Genomic DNA, 24,184 nt, shown 5'->3' on the forward strand with positions numbered 1-24,184 from the left:
GCGACCGACGGGGGACCACATTGACCCAGACCCATCCCGACGCGCACGCCGCGTCCCGCCTCCGGCCGGTGGCGGTGCTGCGGCTGCTGGCGGGGCGGGGCGCGTTCAGGGCCGGTACGCAGGTCGCCGCGGTGGCGCCGGCGGTCGTGTGGGACGGGTCCGCGTTCGGCCACTACGCCACCGCGCTCGGGCTGTGCGGATGGCTGCTCCTGGTCGCGGACGCGCCGGAGAAGGCCGCGCTGAAGACGCTGGCGCGGGTCAGGCGGACCGGCCCGGCGGTGGCCAGGCTGACGGTGGCCATGTCCGCCGCGCCGGTCGCGGTGCTGCTGGCGGTGCTCGTTCCCGTGGCGGTGACCGCGCCGTCGTCGATGGCGGCCCTCTGCCTCGCGGCCGGGGCGTGGTCGGCCTGCACGGGCCTTTTGATGACGGTCTCCGGGCTGCACCGCGTACGGGGCCGGCCCGTGCTGGACACGGCGGCGTTCGCGGCGAGCGGCGGCGTGGTGCTCGCCGTCACCGCCGCCACCTTGTGGATCGGCTGGCCGCCGCAGACGCACCTGCTGCTCGTCCTGGCCGGGACGGTCGCGGTGACCTGCGGGGCGCTCGCGGCGCTGCCCCGCGACTGGCTGCGCCCTCCTTCCGGCCGTGGGCGGCGGTCGCTGCTGCGTCCCCTGGCGCGGGCCACCTGGTTGCTGGGGGCGGCCGACCTGTGTGACGCGCTCTGTTTCGCGGTCGTGTACCTGGTGCTGGGCGCCTCGGGGCGGGCGGGGCAGAGCGGCGTGCTGTATCTCGCGCTGCTTCCGGCGGTCGCGGTCTGCCAGCTCGTGATCTACCTGCTGCGGGTCGCGCAGCCCGCGACCTCGCGACGGCTGCGCGGGCTCGCCGGGCGGGCCGGGCGGGCTCGTGCGGCACGGCTGCTCGGCCGGGCCGGGTGGGCGGGGGCCGCCGTCGCCGTCGCCTGCGCGGCCCTGCTCGGGTGGGGGCTCGCGACGTCGCCACCGGTGCTGGCGGGGCTGGTCGTCGTCGTCCTGGCGCTGTTCCTGACCGTGATGTACGCGGCCTACCTGGTGGAGAACACGAACAACGACGTGCTCGCCGTGACGTCGGCGGGCGCGTTCGCCGGGCTGGTGGCCACCGCCTCGCTGGCGGTCGTCGTCGTGCCGTGGTCGGGGGCGGCCGGGGGCCTGGTGGCGCTCGCCCTCGGGGTGCCCGTGAAGGCCCATGTGATGCGCCGGATGCTGATCTCGCGAGACTCGGAGTGACGACATGTACGTACTGGGCATCTCCCGGGCGCACGACTCTGCGGCGGCGCTGGTGCGCGACGGCGAGATCGTGGCGTTCGCCGAGGAGGAGCGACTCACCCGCGTCCGGCACGACGGCCGGTTCCCCCGCCGGGCGGTCGCGTACTGCCTGGAACAAGCGGGGATCGGGCTGGACGAGGTGGACCACGTGGCCTTCCACGGGCAGCGGACGGGCTCCCCGCCCGGCTGGGAGGTCAAGGAGGCCGCCGGGCACACCGGGCCCGCCGGGTTCGGGGTGCACCTGGTGGAACACCACCGCGCGTACGCGGCCGGCGCCTTCCATGTGAGCCCGTTCGACTCCGCCGCCGTGCTCACGATGGACGGGACCGGCACCTGCCTGGCCGTGGCCGACGGGGACCGGATCAGGCACCTGCGGCACGTCGGGCACCCCCACTCGCTGGGCGCCCTGTACGCGGCGGTCACCGGCTACCTCGGCTTCCGTCCCGGCCTGGACGAGGACAAGGTGATGGCGCTGGCGGCGTACGGCGGCGACACCTACGTCCAGCCCTTCGCCGACCTGCTGCGCCTGACCCCGTACGGCGGCCACGAGCTGGACCTGAGCTGGTTCGAGCCGCACGCGGGCGGCGGGCGGCACACGGTCTCGGCGAAGTTCCTCGACGCCTTCGGGCCGCCGGGCCCGCCCGCCGGTGAGGCCCTCACCCAGCACGCCGTGGACATCGCCTTCGCCCTCCAGGCCACCCTTGAGCGGGCCGGGCTGCACCTGGCCCGATGGCTGCGCGAGACGACCGGGACGACCCGGCTCGCGGTGGCCGGCGAGACGGCGATGAACCCGATGCTGAACGGCCGCCTGCTGGCCGAGTCCGGCTTCGAGGAGCTGTTCGCCCAGCCCGCCGCCGCCTCGCTCGGCGCGGCGCTGGAGGTGAGCGTCGGCCTGTACGGCCGGCCCCGCCCGGCGGGCGGTCACGTCTTCGCCGGGCCCGGCTACACCGAGGAACGCATGGAGAAGGCGCTGCGCGACGCGGGCGTGGACTACCGGCGGCCGGACGACATCGCCCGGCACGCCGCCGCCCGCATCGCCGACGGCCTGATCGTGGGCTGGTTCCAGGGCCGGACGGAGTGCGGGCCGCGCGGCCTGGGCAACCGCTCGCTGCTGGCCGACCCGCGCGACCCCACGTCCGCCGCGCGCATGAACGAACGGGTCAGGCGCCGGGAGCCGTTCCTGCCGCTGGCGCCGTCGTGCCTGGCCGAGCGGTCGGGGGACTACTTCGCCGGCGGCCACTCCTCGCCGGTCATGCTGCTCGGGTTCGACGTGCTGGACCACCGCCGCGGCGAGGTGCCCGCGATCACGCACGTGGACGGCAGCGCCCGCGTGCAGACGGTGAGCCGTGCCGCCAACCCGCTCTTCCACTCCCTGATCACCCGCTTCGAGGCGCTGACCGGCGTGCCGATGCTGGCCGGCGCCTCCTTCCGCGACGACGACGAGCCGATCGTGTGCACGCCCGAGGACGCCGTCGCCTGCTACCTCAGGACGGGCGCGGACGCGCTGGCTCTCGGCCCGTTCTGGGCCCGCAAGCGCCGGACGGACGACCGGGGCGGCCAGGAGGCGGACCGGTGAGCGGCGCGAGATCCCTGGTGGTGCTCGGGGCCGCCGACGGCTCGCTGTCCACCTACCGGGCGGCGGCCGGCATGGGCCTGCGGACGATCGCCGTCGACCGTTCGGCCGACGCGCCCGGCGTCGCCCTCGCCGACGAGTACCTGCCGGTCAGCACGCACGACCCGGCCGCCGTCACGGCCGCGCTCGCCGGACGTGCCGACCTGGCGGGCGTGGTGGCCCCCTCCAGCGACGTCGCGGTGCCCGCGCTGCGCGCGGTGGCCGACGCGTACGGGCTGCCGGCCCGGCTGTCGGAGACGGCGGCGCGGGCCTCGGTGGACAAATGGGTGCTGCGCGGCATCCTCGACGACCTGGGCGTGTCCTCCTACCCGTGGATCATCGGCGACGACCCGGCCGACCTGGCGGTCCGGGCGCGCAAGCTGCGCTTCCCCGTGGTCGTCAAGCCCGCCGACGCCCAGAGCGGGCGCGGGGTGAGCAGGTGCGCCTCCCCCGGCGACGTGCTCGCCGCCGCCGAGGAGGCCCGGCGCAGCTCGTACGGCGGGCTGGTGATGGTCGAGGAGGAGATCCGCGGGATCCTGTGCAACTGCGAGTGCGTCGTGGACGACGGGCGGGTGGCGTTCGTCGCGACCAGCCTGCAGACGGTGAGCCCGCCCCCGCTGGTGCTGACCATGAGCCGCCGGATGCCGGCCGGGCTGCCCGGCGGCGTCCTGGACACCACGCGCTCGATCATGGACAAGGTCTGCGAGCGCCTGGACTACCGGCGCGGCCCGCTCAACCTCGACCTGATCGTCACCCCGGACGGCCGGCCGTACGTCATCGAGCTCGGGCTGCGCACGGGCGGCAACGGCACCGACGACATGGTGCGGTCCTGCTACGGCGTCGATCCGGTGCGGGCCGCCGTGCAGGCCGCGGTCGGCCTGCCGATCGAGCTGCGCCCGCACCCGCCCCGGCCGGTCCTGTGGCGGGTGCTGACCGCCGGGCGGGCGGGCGAGCTGGTGTCGGTGTCCGGCGTGGAGGCGGCCAGGGCGCTGCCGGAGGTGGCCGAGCTGGTCCTGCTGGCCCGCCCCGGGCAGCGGGTGCGGCCCTACCGCGACGTCTCCGACCGGCTCGGCTGGTTCGTCGTGCACGCGTCCGGCCCGGCGGAGCTGGACGCGGCCGCCGCCGCCGTGACCCGGGCGCTGCGCTTCGAGGTGCGCGGCGATGGACGGCGCTGACGTGGCCCGCCCGGCGGGCGAGGTGGGCGATGTACAGCGTTGAGGTGGCGGCCTCGATCGGCGAGGTCGGGGCCGGGGAGTGGGACGCGCTCGCCGACGGCGTGCCCTTCGTGCGGCATCACTGGCTGGCCCTGGCCGAACGCGTCCTGTCCGGGCACCGGCCGCGCTACCTGCTGGTCCGCAAGGACGGCGGGCTCGTGGCCGCGGCGGTGTGCGCCCTGGAGCACCGGCTGCACAACCCGGTGCTGGAGTCCCGGTTCGGGCGGCTGACCAGGAGGTGGCCGTTCCTCCAGGTCCAGGCGCCGATGACGGCGACGTCCGGGCTGCTGGGCGGTGAGGGGCCGCAGCGGCGGGTCCTGCTGCGGGCGGTGCGGTCGCTGGTCAGGCGCGAGCGGCTGCTGTTCTGCGTCGTCGACCACCTGCCGCACGCCGCCGGGCAGCCGGGGTACAGCCGCCTGGGCTGGCTGCCGGAGACGCTGCTGGACCTGACGTGGCCGTCGTACGAGGCGTACCTGGACCATCTGCCGCGCAAGAGGCGGGCCGAGATCCGGCGCACGCAGCGGCGGGCCGCGCGGGAGGGCATCGAGGTCCGGCCGCTGACGGCCGGGCCCGGCGGGGAGCCGGACCGGCTGCCGGGCCGGCTGCTGGACCGGCTGGGCCCGATGGTGGCCGCGGTGGACCTCCGCCACGGGCCGCACGTCTTCTACCGGCCGCGCCTGTTCACCGAGGCGGCCGGCGCCCTGGGCGCGGACCTGACCGTCCTGGCCGCCCGCCGGCACGGCGCGCCGGCCGGCTGCGTCGCCCTGCTCCGCGACGGTGACGAGCTGGTCGCCCGGTGGATCGGGCGCGACTACGCCCTCACCGAGGGCACCGCCGTCTACCACGCGCTGCTCACGGCGTGCGTACGGGCCGCCGTCGGCTCGGGCGCGCGCCGGCTGCGCCTCGGCGGCGCGGCGTACGAGACGAAGAAGCAGTTCGGGGTGCGGCTGGAGCCGCGCAGCCGGTTGTTCGCCGCCCGCAGCGAGCTGGTCACCCGGCTCGTCGGCGGGCTGGGCCACCGCCTCGACCCGCCGCAGCTCCCGTCCCCGCCATCCAGCACGTGACCAGGAAAGGACGAGGGCCGGTGCGCGCCTCCTATCTCCCTTCGCTGACCCTGGACGAGTACCTGCGCCTGGTCGCGACCGTCCATCCGCAGTTGCACGCCGTGCTGGACTTCGACCGGCCGGGCGCGGCGCGGGCGCTCGGCGTGCTCGCCGCGACCAGCAGCGAGTTCGACTCCGACCGCGGCGGGCGGGGCGATTCCTACCGCCGGGCGCAGCAGGACGCGCTGGTGCGCTGGACCGGCATCCGGGCGCTGCTCGGGCTGCTCGCCCCCGATCCGGCGGCCGGGCCGCCGCTGCTGCTGGACGTCCTCGGCGGGGACGGGACGGTCGCGCGGGCGGCCGCCGGCCGGCTCGGCAGCCTGGACGCCAAACCGGCGATCATCACCGGCGACCTGTCCGGCCAGATGGTCGACCGGGCGCTCGCCCAGGGGCTGCCCGCGGTGCGGCAGGCCGCCCAGTTCCTGTTCCTGCGGGAGGGGTCGGTCGACGGGGTGCTGCTGGCGTACGGGACCCATCACATCCCCCCGGCGGACCGGCCGGGCGCGGTGGCCGAGGCGGCACGGGTGACGCGGCCGGGCGGCCGGATCGTGCTGCACGACTTCGACGACTCCGGCCCCATGGCGGGCTTCTTCGCGCAGGTCGTGCATCCGCACGCGGCGGGCGGGCACGCCTACCGGCACTTCACCCGGCCCGGCCTGTCCGCCCTGTTCGCCGACGCGGGCCTGCCCGTACGGGTGCTCGACCTGTACGACCCGCTGATCGTCCGGGCCGGGAGCGAGCGGGCCGCCAAGGAGCGGATGTGCCGTTACGTCGCCGACATGTACGGCCTGGGCGGGTACTTCGCCGCCCTGGAGGACGCCGAGGCGGCCTGGCGGGTCCTGGAACGGCACTTCGACCACGGGACGCGCCGGCCGCCGGAGCCCGCCACGCCGCCCCGCCCCGTCGTCCACCGGCGCGACGGGCAGTACGTGGCGGAGGTCCCGAGAACGGCCCTGGTCGCCGTGGCCACCAGACCCACCGGCCGCCTCCCGGCGTGAGACGCGTGAACGCCCGCCGCTCAGCTCTCGCGCTGCTTCGGGGGCAGCTCGCCCGCGAAGACGCGTAGCTGGAGGGCCAGCGTGGCGTAGTAGCCGACCAGGGTGGTCAGCTCGAACAGGCCGCGCTCGCCGAGCGCGGCCGTGACCGCCCGGTAGTCCTCCTCGCCCAGCGTCCCGGCCCGGGTCAGCTCGCGCGCGGCGCGCACGGCGGCGCGTTCGGCCGGGTCGGCCAGGTCGGGCGGACGTCCCTCGCGCACCGCGGTCAGCTCGGCCTCGGTCAGGCCGCAGGACCGGCCCACCGCCTCGTGCGCGTCGCGTTCGAAGTCGCTGCCCCAGTGGGCGGCGACCACGAGGATCGCCAGCTCCCTGGCCCGGTCGGGCAGCACCGAGCCGTAGCGCACCGCCGCGCCCAGCGCCTGGAGCGCGCCACCGACCGGCGGGCTCAGCAGCATGGCGTTGAACGGGCCGCGCAGCCGTCCCCGCTCGTCGGCGAGGGGGAAGACCTGGGGGCCCGCCGCCCGGGGGCCGCCGGTGACGGCGCGGTAGACCTCGGCCTGGGCATCGTCCAGGTCCTCCGGGGGAAGGGCGGGCAGCCGGGCGGTCATGCGATGCTCCTGTCTCGGCGACGGCGCGGCTCACCCGGGCTCTGGCCGGCTCCGGTGGTGGGTGGACCTGCGGTAACGTCTCGCCCTCCGCTGCCGGTGGCGCGGTTAGCCGTGGCCGGATCACGGAACATCCTAGGTCTCTAGCCGCGCGGCCGTCTTGGAGACACCATGGAGTTCGCCACTCCCCACCACCGCCATCAGCGCCACTGCCCGCCGGGGCGTGCCTCGTGACCAGGACCGGGGTGTCCGGGCCGCTGCTGGTCGTGCTCGGCCTGCTGTCGGCGGTGGCGCCGCTGGCCACCGACATGTACCTGCCCGTGTTCACCGACCTGGCGGCCGACCTTGGGGCGGGGGCGGCCGGCGTGCAGCTCACGCTGACCGCGTTCCTCACCGGGCTGGCGCTGGGGCAGCTCGTCATCGGGCCGCTGTCGGACCGGTTCGGCCGCCGCCGGCCGATCCTGCTGGCCACCGCCGCGGCCCTGGCCGCCTGCGTCCTGTGCGCGCTGGCGCCGGACATCCGGACGCTCGTCGCCCTGCGCTTCGTGCACGGGTTCGCCGGGTCGGCGGGCATCGTCATCGGCCGCGCGGTGGCGGCCGACCTGACGTCCGGCCGGGCGGCGGCGCGGATCTTCTCGCTGCTGGCCTCGGTGGTCGGCGTCGCGCCCGTCGTGGCCCCGCTGATCGGCGGCGCGTTGTCGCCCGCCGGGTGGCGCGCGGAGTTCTGGGTGATGGCCGGGATCTCGGCGGTGATGCTGCTCGGTTCGGCGCTCGTCGTGCCCGAGACGCTGCCGCCCGAGCGCCGGCACGCGGGCGGCCTGGCCGCCACCGGGCGGACCGTGCGGCGGCTGTTCGCCGACCGGGGCTATCTCGGTTACGCCTTCTCCTTCGCGTTCGGCTTCGCGGGGCTGATGGGGTACATCTCGGCCTCGCCCTTCGTCGTGCAGAACGTCCTGGGCCTGTCCACCCCCGCCTACACCGTGACGTTCGCCGCCAACGCGCTGGGCATGACGCTGACCGGCCTGGTCGGGGCGCGCCTGGTGCGCCGGTTCAGCCCGGAGGGGCTGCTGCGGACCGGGCAGGCGGCCGTGCTGGGGTTGTCGGCCGTCCTGCTGGTGCTGCTGGGGGCGGAGGTGGCCGCGGTGGTGGTGCTGCCGGTGCTGTTCGTGCTGGTCAGCTCGTTCACGCTGATCATGGGGAACGCGGCGGCGCTGACGGTGGGGCGGGCGCCGTACGCCACCGGCACGGCGGCGGCCGTGATGGGCGCGTTGCAGTTCGCGCTCGGGGCGCTGGTCTCGCCGCTGGTCGGCCTGGGCGGCGCGGACACCGCTCTGCCGATGGGCGTCACGCTGGTCGTCAGCGCGCTGCTCGGCATCGGCGCCCGCCTGCTGACCCGGGGCCTCCCCGAGACCGGCCCCACCACCGCCGAGGCCCCCGCCCGCGGCTGAGCCCCGTCCGGTGGTGTCTTCGGGGCCTGGGTTCAGGGGGCCGGGTGGGTGCGCAGGGCGGTGACGAGCCAGTCGAGGGCCGGGGCCGACGGGGCCGGGGGCGGCCAGGCGTTGACCACGGCGAGCAGGCGGAGGTAGCGCTCCCTGCGGGGGTCGTTCGCCGCCGTCAGCCTGGCCAGCAGCCGCCGCCGGAGGCCGGCGTCGTCGGGACGGCCCAGGAGGCGTGCGTACTCGCCGGCGACCGTCGCCACGACCGGCGCGGACTCGGGCGCGGCGGGATCCACGCCCGCCGCCAGCGCTTTCCCCGCCGCCCACACGCCCAGCGACACGGCGTCCCGCAGCACCCCTTCCCCATGGCCTCCGGCATGGTCGGTGGCGTGGTCGGTGGCGTGGTCGGTGGTCAGGTCGTGCAGCCTCGCGCGGAAGGACGGGTCCGCCATCAGTTCGGCCAGTTCCAGCCACGCCTCCACCTGCTCCGGCTCGGCGTCGTCCGGCAGTTCGGGGGTCAGCGAGACCCTGATCCCCGCGAGCCCCGGCCCGGCGTCCGGGACGGCGGCGTCCAGGAAGTCGCCGACCAGGCGGCGGCGTTCGTCCTCCGACAGTCCTGCGAGTCTGTGCATGAGCTCCATCTCCTCGGGCCCCGAGCCGCGCCGGGCCACCGCCGTCAGCACCGCGCGCCGCATCCGCAGCGTACGGATGCGCACCTCCAGCGCCTCGGCGTGCGCCGCCGCGACCTGCGCGAGCGTCAGCTCGCGGTCCACGACCTTGCGGACCGTGACCAGGTCGATCCCGAGGTCGCGCAGGGTGCGCACGAGGTCGAGGCGGGCCGCGGCGGCGGCGTCGTAGAGGCGGTAGCCGGCCGGGCTGCGTTCCACCGGCGGCACGATCCCGCGGTCGGAGTAGAACCTGATGGTCTTGACCGGGAGCCCGGTCCGCCGCGCCAGGTCGCCGATCGTGTAGAGGGTGCCGCCGTCCATGGCTCCACCTTGGCGTCTCCCCTTGGTGGAGGCTCAAGCGCCTCCCTCGTTGCGCGGCTCAGGCCGATGACCGTAGTGTCAGCCTCGGATCGTGACTGGCGTGATCGTAAGGTGGGACTGACCACCGGGGAGCGGTCCTGGACGTCGCCGCGCGCCTGGGTGCCCTCACTTCGACGGCTCGGGAGAAGTCATGGCTGAAGAGCACCCCCATTCCTACGGCGCCCACGACGCGGCCACCGTGTCGGCCGCCTACCGCAACGCGCTCGACGTGATCGCCGCCGTGGAGCCCGGCGTGGCCGGCGCGATCCGCGCCGAGCTGGCCGACCAGCGCGCCTCGCTGAAGCTCATCGCGAGCGAGAACTACGCCTCCCCTGCCGTCCTGCTGACGATGGGCACGTGGCTGTCCGACAAGTACGCGGAAGGCACGATCGGCCACCGCTTCTACGCCGGCTGCCAGAACATCGACACCGTCGAGCAGCTGGCGGCCGACCACGCCAAGGCCCTGTTCGGCGCCGAGCACGCCTACGTCCAGCCCCACTCGGGCATCGACGCCAACCTGGTGGCGTTCTGGGGCATCCTGGCCCACCGGGTCGAGGCCCCGGCCCTGGCTGCCGCCGGCGCGCGGCACGTCAACGACCTGTCGGAGGACGACTGGGAGACCCTGCGCAAGGCCCTGGGCGACCAGCGGGCCCTCGGCATGTCGCTCGACGCGGGCGGTCACCTGACCCACGGCTTCCGTCCCAACATCTCGGGCAAGATGTTCCACCAGCGCTCCTACGGCACCGACCCGGAGAGCGGCCTGCTCGACTACGACGCGCTGCGCGCGACCGCCCGCGAGTTCCGCCCGCTGGTCCTGATCGCCGGGTACTCGGCCTACCCGCGGCGCATCGACTTCGCCCGCATGCGGGAGATCGCCGACGAGGTGGGCGCGGTCCTGATGGTGGACATGGCGCACTTCGCCGGGCTGGTCGCGGGCAAGGTGTTCACCGGCGTGCACGACCCGGTGCCGTACGCGCACGTCACGACGACCACCACGCACAAGTCGCTGCGCGGGCCGCGCGGCGGCCTGGTGCTGTGCCAGCGCGAGTACGCCGACTCCATCGACCGGGGCTGCCCGATGGTGCTGGGCGGCCCGCTCGGCAACGTGATGGCGGCCAAGGCCGTCGCCCTGGCCGAGGCGCGGCAGTCCGCGTTCGCCGACTACGCGCGGGCGGTGGCCGCCAACGCGGTCGCCCTGGCCGAGGGCCTGGCGCGCCGCGGCGTACGGCTGGTCACCGGCGGCACCGACAACCACCTGGTGCTGCTCGACGTGTCCACGTACGGGCTGACCGGCCGGCAGGCGGAGTCGGCGCTGCTCGACGCCGGGATCGTCACCAACCGCAACGCGATCCCGCGCGACCCCAACGGCGCCTGGTACACCTCGGGCATCCGGATCGGCACCCCGGCGCTCACCTCGCGCGGGTTCGGGACGCCGGAGTTCGACCAGGTCGCCGAGCTGATCGTCGGCGTGCTGGCCGACACCACGCCGTCGGCCACCTCCAAGGCGAAGTACGACCTGCCGCAGAGCACCGCCGAGAAGACCCGCGCCGCGGCGGCCGAGCTGCTGGCCGCCCACCCGCTCTACCCGGGCCTCGACCTGAGCTGACCCGCCGGCCGCCCACCCCGCTCACTCCGGCCCGCGACGGGCCCGTCCCGCGAAGTAGGCGGACGCCATCCGGGTGTGGGCGGGGAAGGCCAGCTCGGCGGGCCCTTCGATGACCACCCACTCGCTCGTCTCGTCCGTGGCCTCCATCGGCGGCAGCGCGGACGCGGTGACACGCGGGCCGAGCCCGAAGATCAGCACGGTTCCGTCGGGGGCGCTGACCACGTCGAAGAGCGTGACGTCGGCGGCCTCGGCCACCACCCCCGTCTCCTCGCGCAGCTCGCGCACGGCCGCCTGCTGCCAGGACTCCCCCAGGTCGATGAACCCGCCGGGCAGCGCGAGCTCGCCTCGGCGCGGCTCGACGTCCCGGCGGACGACGAGCAGGCCGTCGTCGACGGGCAGCAGCGTCACCGCGACCGGCAGCGGGTTGAGATAGCTGGTGTTCCCGCAGGCCGCGCAGGTGCGGGGCCAGGGCTGGGCGGGGGCGAAGGCGGCGCCGCAGAAGGAGCAGTACGCGTTCCTGATCACGCCGCGATCCTAGAGCCGGACCCGACGTACGCACGGGCCCCGCCCGGCCCGCCTGGACGGCGGTGCTGCGGGGTCAGCCCGCGACCGAGCGGTCCGCGCGGCTGACCAGGGCGTTGCCGCGGTGGGGTTGCCAGGCGGCGCGCAGGCCGCGCAGCTCCTCCCGGACCCGGGCCGAGGAGATCAGCCGGATGTCGTCGCTCAGGTCGAGGACGGTGGCCGCCGCCTGGTCCACCTCCCCCGCGCGGAGGAGGGAGTGGGCGGCCCGCAGCCCGATCAGGGCACGGGTGCGCAGCTCGACCGGCCGTCTGGCCCGCATCGACGCGGCGAAGTGGCGGGCGGCGGTGGCGTGGTCGCCGAGCTGGGTGAGGGTCAGGCCGATCTGGTGTTCCAGGGACTCGCGCCGGTAGTTGCCCGTCCACTCCGACTCGGGGACGGAGTCGGCGCGTTCGAGCTGGGTCTCGGTACGGCTGAGCAGCCTGAGCGCGTCCCAGCGGGTGCCGGCGGCGGCGTGGGTCTCGGCGCGCATGCCGGTGATCCATGCCTGGGTGCGGGCGGGGCCGTGCCCGGCCAGCGCGGACGCGGCCGCCTCGGCCAGGGCCAGCGCCTCGCCGTCGTGGCCCAGCTCGGCCGCCTGGACGGCCATGCTGCGCAGGGCGGTGGCGCGCAGCGGCAGGTCGGCGGCCTCGTCGGCGAGCCGCACGCTGCTGATGTAGTAGCGCTGGGCCAGGGCGTGGGCGCCGGCGTCCATGGCCATGTAGGCGGCCAGGTAGCTCAGCTCGGCGGCGGCGGCGAACAGGTCGGGCCTGCGGCGGCCGGTCGTGCCGTGCAACAGGGGCGTGACCTCGCGGGACAGGTAGGCGGCGACCGCGGCGCGGGCGTGGCCGCCGCCGTAGCGGTCGTCCAGGTCGGCGAAGGCGCGGGTGGTGGCGCGGATCCGTTCGACGTCGCCCGCGCCGGCCCGGCGGGCCGCCGCGCGGCCGCCCGCCCGCCGCGCGGACAGGACCGATAAGCCGGATAAGCCGGATAACGCGGCCAGGGTGAACGTGCGCCGGTTGAGCAGGTCGTCCTCGCCCAGCACGGCGAGCCGGGCGACCGGATCGCCGCGCCAGGGATCGTCGGCGGACGGCGACCCGCCCGGCTCCGGCCAGCCCAGATGCGCCGGGCGCAGGCCGGGCCTGCCCAGGCGGCGGCGGAACGCCTCGACCGCCGCGCGCACCGCCTCGGGGCGCGGGATCGTGCCGGTCAGCCAGTGGCCGACCGCCGAGCGGTCGTAGTGCACGCGCTCGCCACTCTCGGCGGCGACGGCGTTGACGTGCCGCGCGGTGGCCGCATGCGTCCAGCCCGCCTGCTCGATCAACGCCGCCAGCGCCCGGTTGACGACTGGGTGGGTACGCCGGGGCGGCATCTCATCTTCACATCGCTTCACATCACTGTGGCCTCGACGGTGCGCCGGACGTGGCGCACCGTCAAGAGTGCGGGCCGTGCCCCCTCGGGGACGGCCCCGAGCGGAGGACGGCGAGGGAGGGGCTGATGGAGGGGCTGCACGGCGCGGGCCGGCGCGATACCGGCCTGGAGGAGGCGGCGCAGGAGGAGCTGACGGCCGCGCTGGCGGGCCGCCCGCTGGTCTGCGTCGAACGGTTCAGCACCGCGCTGCGCACCGGCTACACCGGCCCGGCCCCGGTCGAGGTCCTGCGCCCGGCGCTGAGCATCGGCTGCTACACGGCGTGGGACCCGGCGCTGCCCGGCATGGTCGTCGCCGCCGAGGAGCGCACCAGGACCCGGTCGGTCGCCGAGCGGCACGCCTGGCTGCCCCGCGTCCGGCACGAGGCCGCCCGGCACCTGCTCAAGCTGGACCGCCCGCCGGTCGTCTTCACCTGGTACGACAACGCCCGCCTGCGCGAGCTGGCCGGCCCCGGCGGGGTCGTCGCGGCCATCGACGCCGACGTGCGGGCCGCGATCGAGGCCAAGCACCTGCTGGACGACCTGCTGCGGGCGGCCGGCGTGCCGGCGGTGGCCCGCGTCCCCTGCGTGCACGTCGAGCGGCTGCCCGGACTGGCCGAGCTGCGGCGCGCGGTCGGCACCGAGCGGGTCGTCGTGCAGGCGGGCCGGCGGGCTGACCGGCACGGCACCGTGGTCGTCGCGGACGAGGACGACATGCCGCGCGCGGCCCGGCTGCTCGGGCCGTACCGGGTGGCGGCGTACGTGCCGGGCTGGCCGTGCACGATCGCGGTGCTCAGCGTGCCCGACCGCGACGGCGGCGTCCGGGTGTACGCCGACCGCCCCGCCCACACCTCGGCCGGGATCGCCGAGCTGGGCGCCGGGCCGATGCGCAGCACCGGCGACGACTGGTCGCGCCCCTGGCCGACGCCCGCCGCCGCGCTGCTCATCGAGTGCGCCGAGCGCATCGCGTTCTGGGCCTGGCGCAGGTACGGCGCGGCCGGCCTGTTCAGCGTGGAGGCCATCCTCACCCCGGGCGAACGCGTCTACCTGACGGCGATCAAGTGGCGGCACCAGGAGGGCACCGAGGTGTCGTCGGTCAACCAGCAGGCCGCCGGGCTGCCCCCGTTCGTGCTGGCCCACCTGTCGGTGATGCTCGGCGGGCCGGTGAGCTGGCTGGGGGACGCGCAGGAGTTCAACCAGCGCACGCTGCTGCGCTCGGCCCGGCCGGGCGGGCCGTTCCACGTCAGGGTCCGCCTGGCCCGCGACACCCCCGTACGCGTGTCGGCCGCCCACGGCCCCGGCGTCTACCGTCTGGACCGGTCGGGGAACCTGCGGTGGGTGCGGCGGGGGGCGCACCCGTCGCAGGCGCGGGCGAGCCAGGGCGAGTTCCTGCTGGCCAACCTGCCCGAGCCGGACGTCGTCTGCCATCCGGGGGCCCACCTCGCCACCGTCGAGGGCGTCGCCGAGGGCGTGGCGCACCCGTTCGACGGCCCGGACGCCGCCTCCCTGGCCACCCGGCGGATCGTCGCGGCCGTCGAGGACCTGTTCGACGAGGTCAAGGAGCTCTGACCGGCACATTGCCACAGGAAGCCCGTCGACCGATGAGTTCGTGCGCCCTCGGAGGTCCAACCTGGTGTCACCCCGACTCCGCGGAAGGACCCACGCCGATGAGCACCATGCACACTCTCGACATCCCGGGCGGCCGCCTGCGCTACCACGTCCGCGGCAGCGGCCCGCTGCTGCTGCTCGTGGGCGCGCCGATGGACGCCGCCCCCTTCGCGCCGCTGGCCGAGGAGCTGGCCGGCGAGCACACCGTCGTCACCCACGACCCGCGCGGCGTGTCCGGCAGCACGCTCGACGATCCCGACCAGGACTCCACCCCCGACCTGCGGGCCGAGGACGCGCTCGCGATCATCGACGCGCTCGGCGCCGAGTCGGCCGACGTGCTCGGCAGCAGCGGCGGCGCGGTGACCGGCCTGGCCCTGGTCACCCGCCACCCCACCCGCGTGCGCACCCTGGTCGCGCACGAGCCGCCCGTGCTGGAGCTGCTGCCCGACGTGGCCCGGCGCCGCGCCGAGGTGGACGACATCATCGAGACGTTCCGCCGGGAGGGCCCGGGGGCGGCGTTCGGGAAGTTCATGGCCACCGCGGGCTTCGAGACCGGCGAGGACGCCCCGCCCCCGCCGCCGAGCGAGTCGCCCGAGCAGGATCTGGCCGACGCCGCCCACTTCTTCCTGCACGAACTGCGCGGCACCACCCGTTACGTGCCCGACGTCGCGGCACTGAGGGCCGGGCCGGCCCGCGTCGTCGTGGGCGTCGGGGCCGATTCGGGCGGCCTGCTCACGTACCGCACCTCGCAGGCGCTGGCCGACCTGCTCGGCGCGCCGCCGGTGGTGTTCCCCGGCGAGCACGGCGGCTTCGTCGACCGTCCGAAGGAGTTCGCCGACGTGCTGCGCGAGGTGCTGGCCCGCTGACGCGGCGGGCTCAGGCGCCGGGGGTCAGGTTCGGCGGGAAGCCGCCGGTCGCGATCGGCCCCCAGCGGTCGATCGTGATCCGGATCAGCGACTTGTTCTGGCGGCGCGGTCGCGATCCTGGGAGCCATGCGGGACGCCTTTCCTGTGCGGTGCCGGCTTCGATCCTGCCATCCGCGCGGCCCCGGCTTCCGGGGCTCGCCCAGGCGGCCCTATGGTGTGGTTCGCCGACATATGCCGGTACGTGCCCGAGGGGAGGAGCGGAATGCCGGAAGTCCGTCCGCTCCGGCCGGGCGATCCCGAGAGGATCGGCGACCACCGGCTGCTCGGCGTGCTCGGCTCGGGCGGGCAGGGGATCGTCTACAAGGGCGTCGACGGCGCGGGCCGCGAGGTCGCGATCAAGCTGCTGCACAGCCACCTGACCCAGGACGACGACGTCACCCGGGGCCTGCTGCGCGAGGCCGAGGCGGCGCGCCGGGTGGCCGCGTTCTGCACGGCCGCCGTGCTGGACGTGGGGGTGGCCGACGGGCGGCCGTACATCGTGAGCGAGTACGTCGCGGGCGACACCCTGCAGAGGCTCGTCCGGGAGTCGGGGCCGCGTACCGGGGGCGCTCTGGACCGGCTGGCGATCTCCACGCTGACCGCGCTGGCCGCCATCCACGAGGCCGGGATCGTGCACCGCGACTTCAAGCCGGGCAACGTGCTGATGGGGCCCGAGGGGCCGATCGTCATCGACTTCGGCATCGCCAAGGCCCTGGGGGCGACGACGCAGGCCTCGGCGCCGATGGGGACGCCGGCGTACATGTCGCCCGAGCAGTTCGGGGGCGAGCGGGTCGGGCCGGCGTCGGACGTGTTCAGCTGGGCGGGGACGATGGTGTTCGCGGCCACCGGCCATCCGCCGTACGCCGGTGAGACGGTCGCCGCCATCCTGCACAAGGTCATGAGCGGGGTGCCCGACCTCACAGGCGTGCCGGCCCGCCTGGTGGACCCGATCCGGTCCTGCCTCGCCAAGGACCCCGCCGCCCGTCCCACGCCCGCCGGCCTCCTCCGCCACCTCATCAGCGCCCCCGGCTCCGCCCACCCGACCTCCTTCCCGAGCGCCCCGCCCTCGGCGACCCCACCGAACTCCGCGTCCCCACCGAACTCGGCGTCGGCGCCCGTCGCCCCGGGCTCGCCGACGCCGTACCCACCCGCAGCCGCAGGATCGGCCGCGCCGTACCCGCCCGCCGCCGCGCCCGGCGTCCCGGGCTCGGCCCACCTCCGTTCCGAGGGGCCCGCACCCCACCACCCGGCGTATCCGGGGGCCGGTGGAGGGCCGGACGGGCGCGGGGGAAGCCCCGCGACGGCCCCTCCGCCCGGCGCGACGGCCCCGCCGACCGGACCCGGAGCCGGAGCCGGTGCGACGATCCCCCCGCCCGGACCAGGTGCGACGGTCCCTCCGCGCGGACCTGGAGCGACGGTCCCTCCGTCCGGACCTGGGGCGACGGTTCCTCCGTCACTGGCCGGGGCGACGGGGCCGGCGTTTCATGGTGAGGCGACCAGGCCGGGCTCGGGCCCGCGGGTGAGCCGGCGAGCCGTGATGGTCGGCGGTGCGGCGGCCGCGGCGGCTGCGGCGGCGTCCGCCTTCCTGCTCCTGCGCCCCGCGAACGGCCTCGCCGACGACCCGTCCCCCCGCCCCACCGGCGACCCGACCGGCCCCCCGGCGACGGGCACGCCGACGACGCCGACCACGCCGACGACGGCCGCGACGAGCCCCGGGCCCAGCACGTCCCCCACAGGGTCGCCCACCGGATCCCCCACGGCGCCCACCACCCGGTCCCCTGCGGCCGAGCCGTTCGGCGCGCCCGTCAGGGAGCCCGTGGCGCTGCCGGCGGGCAGCGGCACGCCGGCCGCCCCGGCCGCCGCCGGCTCCACCGTCGTCTGCGGCACGTCCAAGGGCACGGTGCTCGTCTGGGACCTCGGCCCGGCGTCCGCGCCCGTACGCAAGCTGGGCGACGGCGGCGCCGCCGTGACCGCCGTGGCCTACGGCGACGGCAGGGCCGCCGCCGGGCACGGCGACGGCACGATGCGGCTGTGGAATCCGTCGGGCGGTGTCCTCGGCAGGAAGAAGGCGGCCGACCCGGTCATCGCCGTCACCACCGCCGGACGCGCGGTCGCCGTCACCCAGAAGTACGACAGCCTCAAGGACCTGCACAGCGTCGTCCGCCTGTGGGACATCGCCACCGGCCGCCAGATCGGCCCCGCCGTCACCGACCACTTCCAGGGCGTCAACGGCCTGGCCTTCGGCCGCCTCGGCGACGACGACGTGCTGGTCACCGGCGACGGCGACAACCGCGTCCGGGTCCGCCGCCTGTCAGACGGAAAGGTGACACACTCGTACAAGACCGGCGAGATCGGCGGCATCGAGCTGCTCGCCTGCGGCGAGGTGGACGGCCGTCCCGTCCTGGTCTCCACCCACCTGGACGCCACCCTGCGCGTCTACGACCTGGCGACCGGCAAGCGCCGGAAGAAGTGGACGTTCAGCCGCCGCAGCCCCGACGACCGGGGGGCGTCCGCGCTGGTCGTGGGCGCGCTCGGCGGCAGGCCCGTCGCGGTCGTCGCGCACACGCCGGGCGGCGGCGAGACGGTCGTCCGCGTCTGGAGCCTGACCGACGGCAAGGTCGTCGGGGAGCTGGGCCCGGGGCCGGGCGCCGAGGTCCGGGCCCTGGCAGCGGCCGAGCTGGAGGGCCGTCCCGTGGTCGTGGGCAGCGGCGGCGACGCGCTGCTGAGCGCGTGGAGCCTCGGTCCCGCCTGACGCTCATCCAGGTTTAAGAATCGCGGCCTATGGTTCGGGCTGTGCTCACGGACGAAGTGGTGAAGGAGCCCGTGCGGACGCGTCCGCGCCGGGTCTGGCGGCGGCTGGCGACGGCGGTCGCGGTGCTGTTCGCGGCGGGGACGGCGGTCCGGGTCGGCGGCCTGGAGTCGGGCGTCCTGCTGGTCCCGCTGGTGTCCTTCACGCCGTACTTCGGAGTGGCGGCGCTGCTGGTGCTGGGGGTGGCGGCGCTGGTCCGCAGCAGGGCGGCGGTCGCGGTCATGCTGGCGGTGTGCGTGTGCCTGGCCTGGCTGGTGCTCCCGCGCGTCCTGGCCGACGGTACGGACGCCGCGACCGGCCGCCCGTTGCGCGTGCTGACCGCCAACCTCAACGGCGGCCGCGGCGACGCCCGCACGATCGTCGACCTGGTCCGCACCCTGAACGTGGACGTGCTCAGCCTCCAGGAGCTGACCTGGTCCGAACGCGACCGGCTGGCGGCGGCCGGGCTGGAGACGCTGCTGCCGTACCAGGTCACCAAGCCGGAGACGTGGGGGCCGGTCGGCAGCGGCGTGTACGCGCGCCACCCGCTGCGCGAGCGTACGGGCGTGTTCCAGCCGGTCGGGCACCACATGCCGGTCGTGGAGGCGGCGCTGCCCGGCGGCGCGGTGGAGGTGGTGGTCGTGCATCCGGTGGCGCCGGTGCCCTCGACGGTGCCGGAGTGGGCGGCGGGGGTCGGGACGCTTCCGCCCGCGCCGTCCACGGGCGCGCCGCGGATCCTGGCCGGGGACTTCAACGCCACGCTGGACCACGCCGTGTTCCGGCGGCTGCTGGGCACCGGCTACACCGACGCGGCGGCGGCCACCGGCAAGGGGCTGGTCCCCACGTGGCCGATGCGCCGGATCCCGCCGCTGGTGGCGATCGACCACGTGCTCACGGACGGGCGGGCGCGGGCGGTGGACGTGCGGATCCTCGACCTGCCCGGCTCCGACCACCGCGCCCTCTTCGCCGACCTCCGCGTCCAGGGCTGACCCGCCGGAAGGCCCGCGCCCGGAGCGGGCGTCCCCGGGCGTTCCGGACGGGCCGGGGCGGTGTCAGGCCAGCCAGGCCGCCGTGTCGGTGGGCAGGCGGTCGCCGTCCAGGGTGCCGCTGGCCAGCAGGACCGTGCCGTGGGCGGGCAGCGGCACCGGGTCGGCGCTCAGGTTGACCACGCAGGTCAGGCCGGACTCCCGGGTGAAGGCGAGCACGTCGGGCCCGAGGTCGAGCCAGGTGAGCGTCCCGTCGCCGAGCCGCTCGGCACGGATGCGCAGCCCGTCCCGGTAGAGGTTGAGCATCGAGCCCAGGTCGGCGGTCTGTGCCTCGACGGTGAGCTTGTTCCAGGCGTCCGGCTGCGGCAGCCACGGCGTGGCCGTGCCGAAGCCGAACGGCGGCTCGTCTCCCGACCACGGCAGCGGCACCCGGCACCCGTCGCGGCCCTTCACCGTGTGGTTCGAGCGCCGCCACATCGGGTCCTGGCGCAGCTCGTCGGGGATGTCGTCCACCTCCGGCAGGCCCAGCTCCTCGCCCTGGTAGATGTAGATGCCGCCGGGCAGCGCCATGGCCAGCAGCGCCGCCGCGCGCGCCCGGCGGTAGCCGAGCTCCAGGTCGGAGGGGGCGCCGTCCCTGCGGTCGCCGTGGTCCCAGGAGGTGTCGGCGCGGCCGTACCGGGTGACGACGCGGGCGACGTCGTGGTTGGACAGCACCCAGGTGGGCGGGGCGCCGAGCGGGGCGTGGGTGGCGAGGGTCTGCTCGATCACCTGGCGCAGCCCGGCCGGCTCCCAGGGGCAGGCCAGGAACGGGAAGTTGAAGACGGTGTGCAGCTCGTCGGAGCGCAGGTAGCGGGCCAGACGCTCCTGGTCGGGCAGCCAGACCTCGCCGACCAGGACGCGGTCGGCGTACTCGTCGTTGATCAGGCGCCAGCTCCGGTAGACGTCGTGGACCTCGTCCAGGTCCTCGTACGAGCCGGTCAGGCCGTCGGGCTTGGCCAGCAGGGCGGCCGAGTCGATGCGGATGCCGTCCACGCCGCGGTCGTACCAGAAGCGCAGCACGTCGTGGAACTCGCGGTGCACGTCCGGGTTGGTCCAGTTGAGGTCGGGCTGGCCGGGGTCGAACAGGTGCAGGTACCACTGGCCGTCGGGCAGCTGGGTCCAGGCGGGGCCGCCGAAGATCGACTGCCACTCGCCGGGCTCGTCCCGGAACCAGAACCGGTCGCGCACGGACGGGTCGCGCAACGCCTCCCGGAACCACGCGCTCGCGGTCGAGCTGTGGTTCGGCACCACGTCGATGATGATCCTGATGTTCAGCCCGTGCGCCTCGGCGATGAACTCCTCCGCCTCGGCCAGGGTGCCGAACACGGGATCGATGTCCCGGTAGTCGGCCACGTCGTACCCGCCGTCGGCCAGCGGCGAGGGGTACCAGGGGTTGAGCCAGATCGCGTTCACCCCGAGCGCCGACAGGTACGGCAAACGTGCCCGCAGCCCCGCCAGGTCGCCCACGCCGTCACCGTTGCCGTCGGCGAAGCTGCGCAGGTAGACCTGATAGATCGCGGCTCCCCGCCACCACGTTTCGGACATGCTGAAGACAACTCCTTGCCATAGGTGGAGGCACTCAGCCCTTGAGGCTGCCGGCGGTGAGTCCCGCCATGATGTGCCGCTGGAAGATGAAGAAGACGATGACGGTCGGGATGCTGGCGATCACCAGGCCGCCCATGACCTGGTCCTGCGACACGGCCCCGGCGGTCTGGGCCAGGCCCACGCTGAGCGTCATCTTCTCGCTGTCGCTCATGACGAGCAGCGGCCAGATGAAGTCCTTGAACGAGGTGACGATCGTGAAGATCGACGTCACGCCGAGGATCGGGCGGGAGACCGGCAGCACCACCGACCACAGGATGCGGAACGGGCCGCCGCCGTCGATCTGGGCGGCTTCGAGCAGCTCGCGGGGGATGGAGTCGAAGAACCTCTTGAGCAGGAAGATGTTGAAGCCGTTGGCCGCGGCGGGCAGCCACAGTCCCCACGGGTTGTTCAGCAGGTCCCAGCCGAGGACCGGCACGTCGTGGATGGCGAGATAGGTGGGGATGAGCACGACCATCGGCGGGATCATCAGCGTGGCCAGCATGGCGCCGAGGATGACGTTGCCGAACGCCGGGCGCAGCTTCGACAGCGCGTACGCGGCGGCGACGTCGACCGACATGGTGATCAGCCAGCCGCCGGCGGCGTACAGGACGGTGTTCTTCAGCAGCGTGCCGATGTCGAACAGCTCCCACGACTCCAGGAACTTCCCGAAGTTCAGCTCCTTCGGGAAGAGCGTGGGCGGCACCTGGGCGAACTCCTCGGCCGACTTCAGCGCGCCGGTGATCATCCAGTACATCGGCAGGAGGAACACGACCGTGAACGTGACGACCGTCGCGACCAGGACCGTCCAGTAGACCCGCCGTCCCCACCGGCTGTTGAGCTGGTGCGGGGAGATGATCGTGCGGAACTGCACCTCGATGCGCCTGGGCGGCCGTCTCCTCGCCCGGCGTCCTGGCGAGGGCGGCGCGGCGGGGCGCCGCAGGGTGGCGTTCGACATGGTCAGCCCTTCTCCTCGCGGGTCAGCCGGAGCTGCACGGCGGCGAAGGCGAGCAGGACGACCATGAGCATCATCCCGAGCGCGCCGCCCGCGCCGTAGTCGCTGTAGGTGAACGCCTGCTGGAACATCAGGAAGACGACGGTGGCGGTGGCGTTCTCGGGGCCGCCGCCGGTGAGCAGGTACGGCTCGATGAAGACCTGCATGGTCGCGACGATCTGCAACATCAGCATGAGCAGCAGGATCAGCCGGGTCTGCGGGATCGTGATGTGCCTGATCCGCTTCCACACGCCGGCGCCGTCGAGCTCGGCGGCCTCGTAGAGGTCGGGCGGGATGTTCTGCAGCGCGGCGAGGTAGATCAGGGTCGCCGAGCCCATGTTCATCCAGGTCGAGACGAGCACCAGGCAGAGCAGCGCGGTGTCGGTCGAGTAGATCCAGTTGAGTCCGGGCAGCGAGAAGAAGCCGAGGATCTGGTTGAACAGGCCGACGTCGGGGTCGTAGAACCAGCGGAAGAGCAGCACCGCGACGGCCGGGGGCAGCATGACCGGCAGGTACACGACGAACCGCAGGTAGGCCCGGCAGTGGCGGAGCTCGTTGAGCAGGATCGCCACCGCGAACGGCAGCCCGTAGCCGAGCACCAGCGCGAGGACGGTGAACATGAGCGTGTTCAGCCACGCGGGCCCGAAGGCGGGGTCGGCGAAGGCGGCCCTGAAGTTGTCCAGCCCGACCCACTCCGGCTCGTTGACCAGGTCGGTCTTCTGGAAGCTGAGGATGAACTCCTGGACGATGGGATACCAGGAGAACAGGACGAAGCAGAACAGCGCCCCGACCATGAACCCGTAGGCCGTCAGGTTCCTCCGCAACGCCCGGCGCAACGGCGAGGGCGGCCTCGGCCGTCGCGCGGCTCCGGCGGTCGCAATGCTCATGAGGTGTCTCCGATCACCGACTCGACGTACCGGGGCGCCGGCGGGCGCGGCGCCCCGGTCCCACGTTCCGCTCAGCCCTTGCCGAGCATGGCGTTCGCCTTGGTCTCGGCGTCCGCGAGCAGCTGGTCGACGCTGGCGTCCTCGCGGCTCAGCACGGCCGACATGGCGACGTCGAGGATGGCGTAGAGCTCCTGGGCGTGCGGCGGCTCCATCTTGGGCGGGATGGTGGCCGAGGCGTCGACGTACGGCTGGTAGTTCTCCACCGGCAGGGTGGCGTTGGCCTTGCGGGCGTCCTGGAGGGCCTTGCCGGTGGGCGAGGCGCCGTAGACGTCGTTGTCGGGCACGCCGACCGGGTTGCCGAGCGACTTGCCGCGGGCGAAGTCGAAGCGGCCCTTGTCGACGGTGTTGAAGCGGAAGTTCACCCAGGCCAGGCCGGCCTTGGCCTGCTCGGGCGTGGCCTTGGGGTTGACGAAGAACGCCTCGCCGCCGCTCAGCGACGCCTTGGCCTCGGGGAAGCCGGTGATGCCGTAGTCGGTGGCGGCGCCCTTGAACTTGTTGACCACGTCGGTGACGACGTCGGGGGCGCCGAGCATCATGCCGACCTTGCCCGAGCCCATGGCCTGCATGAGGGGCTCCCAGGCGTTGAACAGCTTGGCGCCGGTGCTCTTGTCCACCCAGCGCAGGTCCTTGAGGAACTGGAGCACGGCCTTGCCCTCGGGCGAGTTGAACGCGGCGGTCTTGCCGTCGGCCGAGACCATGTCGCCGCCGCGGCCGTACAGGGCCTGGTTGAAGTGCCAGCCGCCGGTGTTGCCGCCGGAGTACTCGCCGTAGCCGATGACGCCGCCGCCGAGCGCGGCGATCTTCTTGGCCGCCTCGCGGACCTCGGCCCAGGTCTTGGGCGGGCTGTTGGGGTCGAGCCCGGCCTTGGTGAACAGCGCCCGGTTGTAGACCAGGCCGACGCTGTAGTGGACGTTGGGGACGCCGTAGACCTTGCCGTCCTTGGTGACCAGGTCGCGGACGTCCTGGCGCAGGTCGTTCCAGTTCTTGATCTCACCGGTGTACGGCGTGATGTCCAGGCCCTGTCCCTTGGCGATCACGTCGCCGTAGTTGGTGACCGGCACCACGAACACGGTCTCCATCTGGCCGCCGGCCAGCTTCGGGCCGAAGGTCTTGGGGTCGAAGCAGGGCTGTTGGTCGGTGCTCTTGACCGTCACGCCGGGGTTGGCCTTCATGAACGCGGCCACGTCGTCGTCCCAGGCCTGCCGCTCCTTGGGGGCGGACTTCGCGGGCTGGCAGGCGACGGTGATGCTCACCTGCGCGGCGCCCGAGGCGCTGCCCTGCGTCTCGGGCTTGGTGTCGTCGCCACTGCCGCAGGCCACGGCGCTCATGCTCAGGCCTGCCGCCACGAGCAGCCCCACAGTCCTGCGATAGTCCGATCTCTTCATCGATCTGACCCTTCCGAAGCTTGACGAAGCCGGGGGACGGTGAGGCGCCCCGCTGTGCGCTCACAATGGCAGATCCCCCAGATGTCCGC

General features: G+C 74.7%; 19 protein-coding genes and 1 riboswitch. Of the genes, 11 read left to right on the forward strand and 8 right to left on the reverse strand.

All coding sequences use genetic code 11. The features are described from left to right. The first annotated feature begins 20 nt into the window (after nucleotides 1-20). The 5 genes from ACNF49_RS45115 to ACNF49_RS45135 are packed head-to-tail and all read left to right on the forward strand — an operon-like array spanning nucleotide 21 to nucleotide 6,225. Entirely contained in the window at nucleotides 21-1,259 is a 1,239-nt protein-coding gene (locus ACNF49_RS45115) for a hypothetical protein (RefSeq protein WP_482941566.1), read from the forward strand. A 4-nt stretch (nucleotides 1,260-1,263) separates the two neighbouring features. Next, nucleotides 1,264-2,874, forward strand: a complete 1,611-nt coding sequence (locus tag ACNF49_RS45120) for a carbamoyltransferase family protein (protein ID WP_357979810.1) — start codon at nucleotides 1,264-1,266, stop codon at nucleotides 2,872-2,874. After that, nucleotides 2,871-4,085 (forward strand): ATP-grasp domain-containing protein, encoded by a 1,215-nt coding sequence (locus tag ACNF49_RS45125; RefSeq protein WP_482941567.1) that lies wholly within the window; start codon nucleotides 2,871-2,873, stop codon nucleotides 4,083-4,085. Before ACNF49_RS45120 ends, ACNF49_RS45125 begins: the two co-directional genes overlap by 4 nt. A 29-nt stretch (nucleotides 4,086-4,114) precedes the next feature. Then, nucleotides 4,115-5,188 (forward strand): GNAT family N-acetyltransferase, encoded by a 1,074-nt coding sequence (locus tag ACNF49_RS45130; RefSeq protein ID WP_482941568.1) that lies wholly within the window; start codon nucleotides 4,115-4,117, stop codon nucleotides 5,186-5,188. A gap of 20 nt (nucleotides 5,189-5,208) precedes the next feature. Further along, nucleotides 5,209-6,225, forward strand: a complete 1,017-nt coding sequence (locus tag ACNF49_RS45135) for a class I SAM-dependent methyltransferase (protein WP_357979803.1) — start codon at nucleotides 5,209-5,211, stop codon at nucleotides 6,223-6,225. Between the two features lie 20 nt (nucleotides 6,226-6,245). On the opposite strand, the gene ACNF49_RS45140 is transcribed toward ACNF49_RS45135, so the two are convergent. Then, nucleotides 6,246-6,830, reverse strand: a complete 585-nt coding sequence (locus ACNF49_RS45140; RefSeq protein WP_357979801.1) for a carboxymuconolactone decarboxylase family protein — start codon at nucleotides 6,828-6,830, stop codon at nucleotides 6,246-6,248. 227 nt (nucleotides 6,831-7,057) lie between these two features. Here ACNF49_RS45140 and ACNF49_RS45145 point away from each other — a divergent pair, with 227 nt between their 5' ends. Then, nucleotides 7,058-8,275 (forward strand): multidrug effflux MFS transporter, encoded by a 1,218-nt coding sequence (locus tag ACNF49_RS45145; protein ID WP_482941569.1) that lies wholly within the window; start codon nucleotides 7,058-7,060, stop codon nucleotides 8,273-8,275. Between the two features lie 32 nt (nucleotides 8,276-8,307). Here ACNF49_RS45145 and ACNF49_RS45150 read toward each other — a convergent pair whose 3' ends face one another. Beyond that, entirely contained in the window at nucleotides 8,308-9,252 is a 945-nt protein-coding gene (locus ACNF49_RS45150) for a MerR family transcriptional regulator (RefSeq protein WP_482941570.1), read from the reverse strand. An 81-nt stretch (nucleotides 9,253-9,333) separates the two neighbouring features. Next, nucleotides 9,334-9,420: riboswitch (ZMP/ZTP riboswitch) on the forward strand. A 22-nt stretch (nucleotides 9,421-9,442) separates the two neighbouring features. Between ACNF49_RS45150 and ACNF49_RS45155 the strand changes: the two genes are divergently transcribed. Continuing rightward, nucleotides 9,443-10,897 (forward strand): glycine hydroxymethyltransferase, encoded by a 1,455-nt coding sequence (locus ACNF49_RS45155; RefSeq protein ID WP_357979795.1) that lies wholly within the window; start codon nucleotides 9,443-9,445, stop codon nucleotides 10,895-10,897. A 21-nt stretch (nucleotides 10,898-10,918) separates the two neighbouring features. Here ACNF49_RS45155 and ACNF49_RS45160 read toward each other — a convergent pair whose 3' ends face one another. Both ACNF49_RS45160 and ACNF49_RS45165 read right to left on the reverse strand, forming a co-directional pair. Further along, complete coding sequence (locus ACNF49_RS45160) at nucleotides 10,919-11,422, reverse strand: NUDIX domain-containing protein (protein ID WP_482941571.1); 504 nt, start codon at nucleotides 11,420-11,422, stop codon at nucleotides 10,919-10,921. Between the two features lie 73 nt (nucleotides 11,423-11,495). Next, nucleotides 11,496-12,827 (reverse strand): NsdA family TPR-like regulatory protein, encoded by a 1,332-nt coding sequence (locus tag ACNF49_RS45165; protein WP_482941572.1) that lies wholly within the window; start codon nucleotides 12,825-12,827, stop codon nucleotides 11,496-11,498. A gap of 125 nt (nucleotides 12,828-12,952) precedes the next feature. Here ACNF49_RS45165 and ACNF49_RS45170 point away from each other — a divergent pair, with 125 nt between their 5' ends. From ACNF49_RS45170 to ACNF49_RS45185, 4 genes are all read left to right on the forward strand, one after another. Then, entirely contained in the window at nucleotides 12,953-14,431 is a 1,479-nt protein-coding gene (locus tag ACNF49_RS45170) for a hypothetical protein (RefSeq protein ID WP_482941573.1), read from the forward strand. A gap of 98 nt (nucleotides 14,432-14,529) precedes the next feature. Next, nucleotides 14,530-15,336, forward strand: a complete 807-nt coding sequence (locus ACNF49_RS45175; RefSeq protein WP_482941574.1) for an alpha/beta fold hydrolase — start codon at nucleotides 14,530-14,532, stop codon at nucleotides 15,334-15,336. A gap of 262 nt (nucleotides 15,337-15,598) precedes the next feature. Further along, complete coding sequence (locus tag ACNF49_RS45180) at nucleotides 15,599-18,127, forward strand: protein kinase domain-containing protein (RefSeq protein ID WP_482941575.1); 2,529 nt, start codon at nucleotides 15,599-15,601, stop codon at nucleotides 18,125-18,127. A gap of 41 nt (nucleotides 18,128-18,168) precedes the next feature. Further along, nucleotides 18,169-19,152, forward strand: a complete 984-nt coding sequence (locus tag ACNF49_RS45185; protein WP_482941576.1) for an endonuclease/exonuclease/phosphatase family protein — start codon at nucleotides 18,169-18,171, stop codon at nucleotides 19,150-19,152. Between the two features lie 63 nt (nucleotides 19,153-19,215). Here ACNF49_RS45185 and ACNF49_RS45190 read toward each other — a convergent pair whose 3' ends face one another. The 4 genes from ACNF49_RS45190 to ACNF49_RS45205 form a co-directional block, all read right to left on the reverse strand. Next, nucleotides 19,216-20,733: a glycoside hydrolase family 13 protein gene (locus tag ACNF49_RS45190; RefSeq protein WP_482941577.1), complete on the reverse strand. Its 1,518-nt coding sequence runs from the start codon at nucleotides 20,731-20,733 to the stop codon at nucleotides 19,216-19,218. Nucleotides 20,734-20,767: 34 nt separating this feature from the next. After that, nucleotides 20,768-21,727: a carbohydrate ABC transporter permease gene (locus tag ACNF49_RS45195; RefSeq protein ID WP_482941578.1), complete on the reverse strand. Its 960-nt coding sequence runs from the start codon at nucleotides 21,725-21,727 to the stop codon at nucleotides 20,768-20,770. Between the two features lie 2 nt (nucleotides 21,728-21,729). Continuing rightward, nucleotides 21,730-22,650: a carbohydrate ABC transporter permease gene (locus ACNF49_RS45200; RefSeq protein ID WP_352325894.1), complete on the reverse strand. Its 921-nt coding sequence runs from the start codon at nucleotides 22,648-22,650 to the stop codon at nucleotides 21,730-21,732. Between the two features lie 71 nt (nucleotides 22,651-22,721). After that, nucleotides 22,722-24,095, reverse strand: coding sequence for an ABC transporter substrate-binding protein (locus ACNF49_RS45205; RefSeq protein WP_482941579.1), 1,374 nt, complete (start codon nucleotides 24,093-24,095; stop codon nucleotides 22,722-22,724). Nucleotides 24,096-24,184 lie beyond the last annotated feature (89 nt).

The organism is Actinomadura sp. ATCC 39365, assembly GCF_054392275.1.

Coding starts and splice junctions, on each gene's coding strand:
- ACNF49_RS45120 (WP_357979810.1), top strand. CDS start 1,264: ATGTACGTACTGGGCATCTCCCGGGCGCACGACTCTGCGGCGGCGCTG.
- ACNF49_RS45130 (WP_482941568.1), top strand. CDS start 4,115: ATGTACAGCGTTGAGGTGGCGGCCTCGATCGGCGAGGTCGGGGCCGGG.
- ACNF49_RS45140 (WP_357979801.1), bottom strand. CDS start 6,830: ATGACCGCCCGGCTGCCCGCCCTTCCCCCGGAGGACCTGGACGATGCC.
- ACNF49_RS45150 (WP_482941570.1), bottom strand. CDS start 9,252: ATGGACGGCGGCACCCTCTACACGATCGGCGACCTGGCGCGGCGGACC.
- ACNF49_RS45155 (WP_357979795.1), top strand. CDS start 9,443: ATGGCTGAAGAGCACCCCCATTCCTACGGCGCCCACGACGCGGCCACC.
- ACNF49_RS45165 (WP_482941572.1), bottom strand. CDS start 12,827: ATGCCGCCCCGGCGTACCCACCCAGTCGTCAACCGGGCGCTGGCGGCG.
- ACNF49_RS45170 (WP_482941573.1), top strand. CDS start 12,953: ATGGAGGGGCTGCACGGCGCGGGCCGGCGCGATACCGGCCTGGAGGAG.
- ACNF49_RS45175 (WP_482941574.1), top strand. CDS start 14,530: ATGAGCACCATGCACACTCTCGACATCCCGGGCGGCCGCCTGCGCTAC.
- ACNF49_RS45180 (WP_482941575.1), top strand. CDS start 15,599: ATGCCGGAAGTCCGTCCGCTCCGGCCGGGCGATCCCGAGAGGATCGGC.
- ACNF49_RS45190 (WP_482941577.1), bottom strand. CDS start 20,733: ATGTCCGAAACGTGGTGGCGGGGAGCCGCGATCTATCAGGTCTACCTG.
- ACNF49_RS45195 (WP_482941578.1), bottom strand. CDS start 21,727: ATGTCGAACGCCACCCTGCGGCGCCCCGCCGCGCCGCCCTCGCCAGGA.
- ACNF49_RS45200 (WP_352325894.1), bottom strand. CDS start 22,650: ATGAGCATTGCGACCGCCGGAGCCGCGCGACGGCCGAGGCCGCCCTCG.
- ACNF49_RS45205 (WP_482941579.1), bottom strand. CDS start 24,095: ATGAAGAGATCGGACTATCGCAGGACTGTGGGGCTGCTCGTGGCGGCA.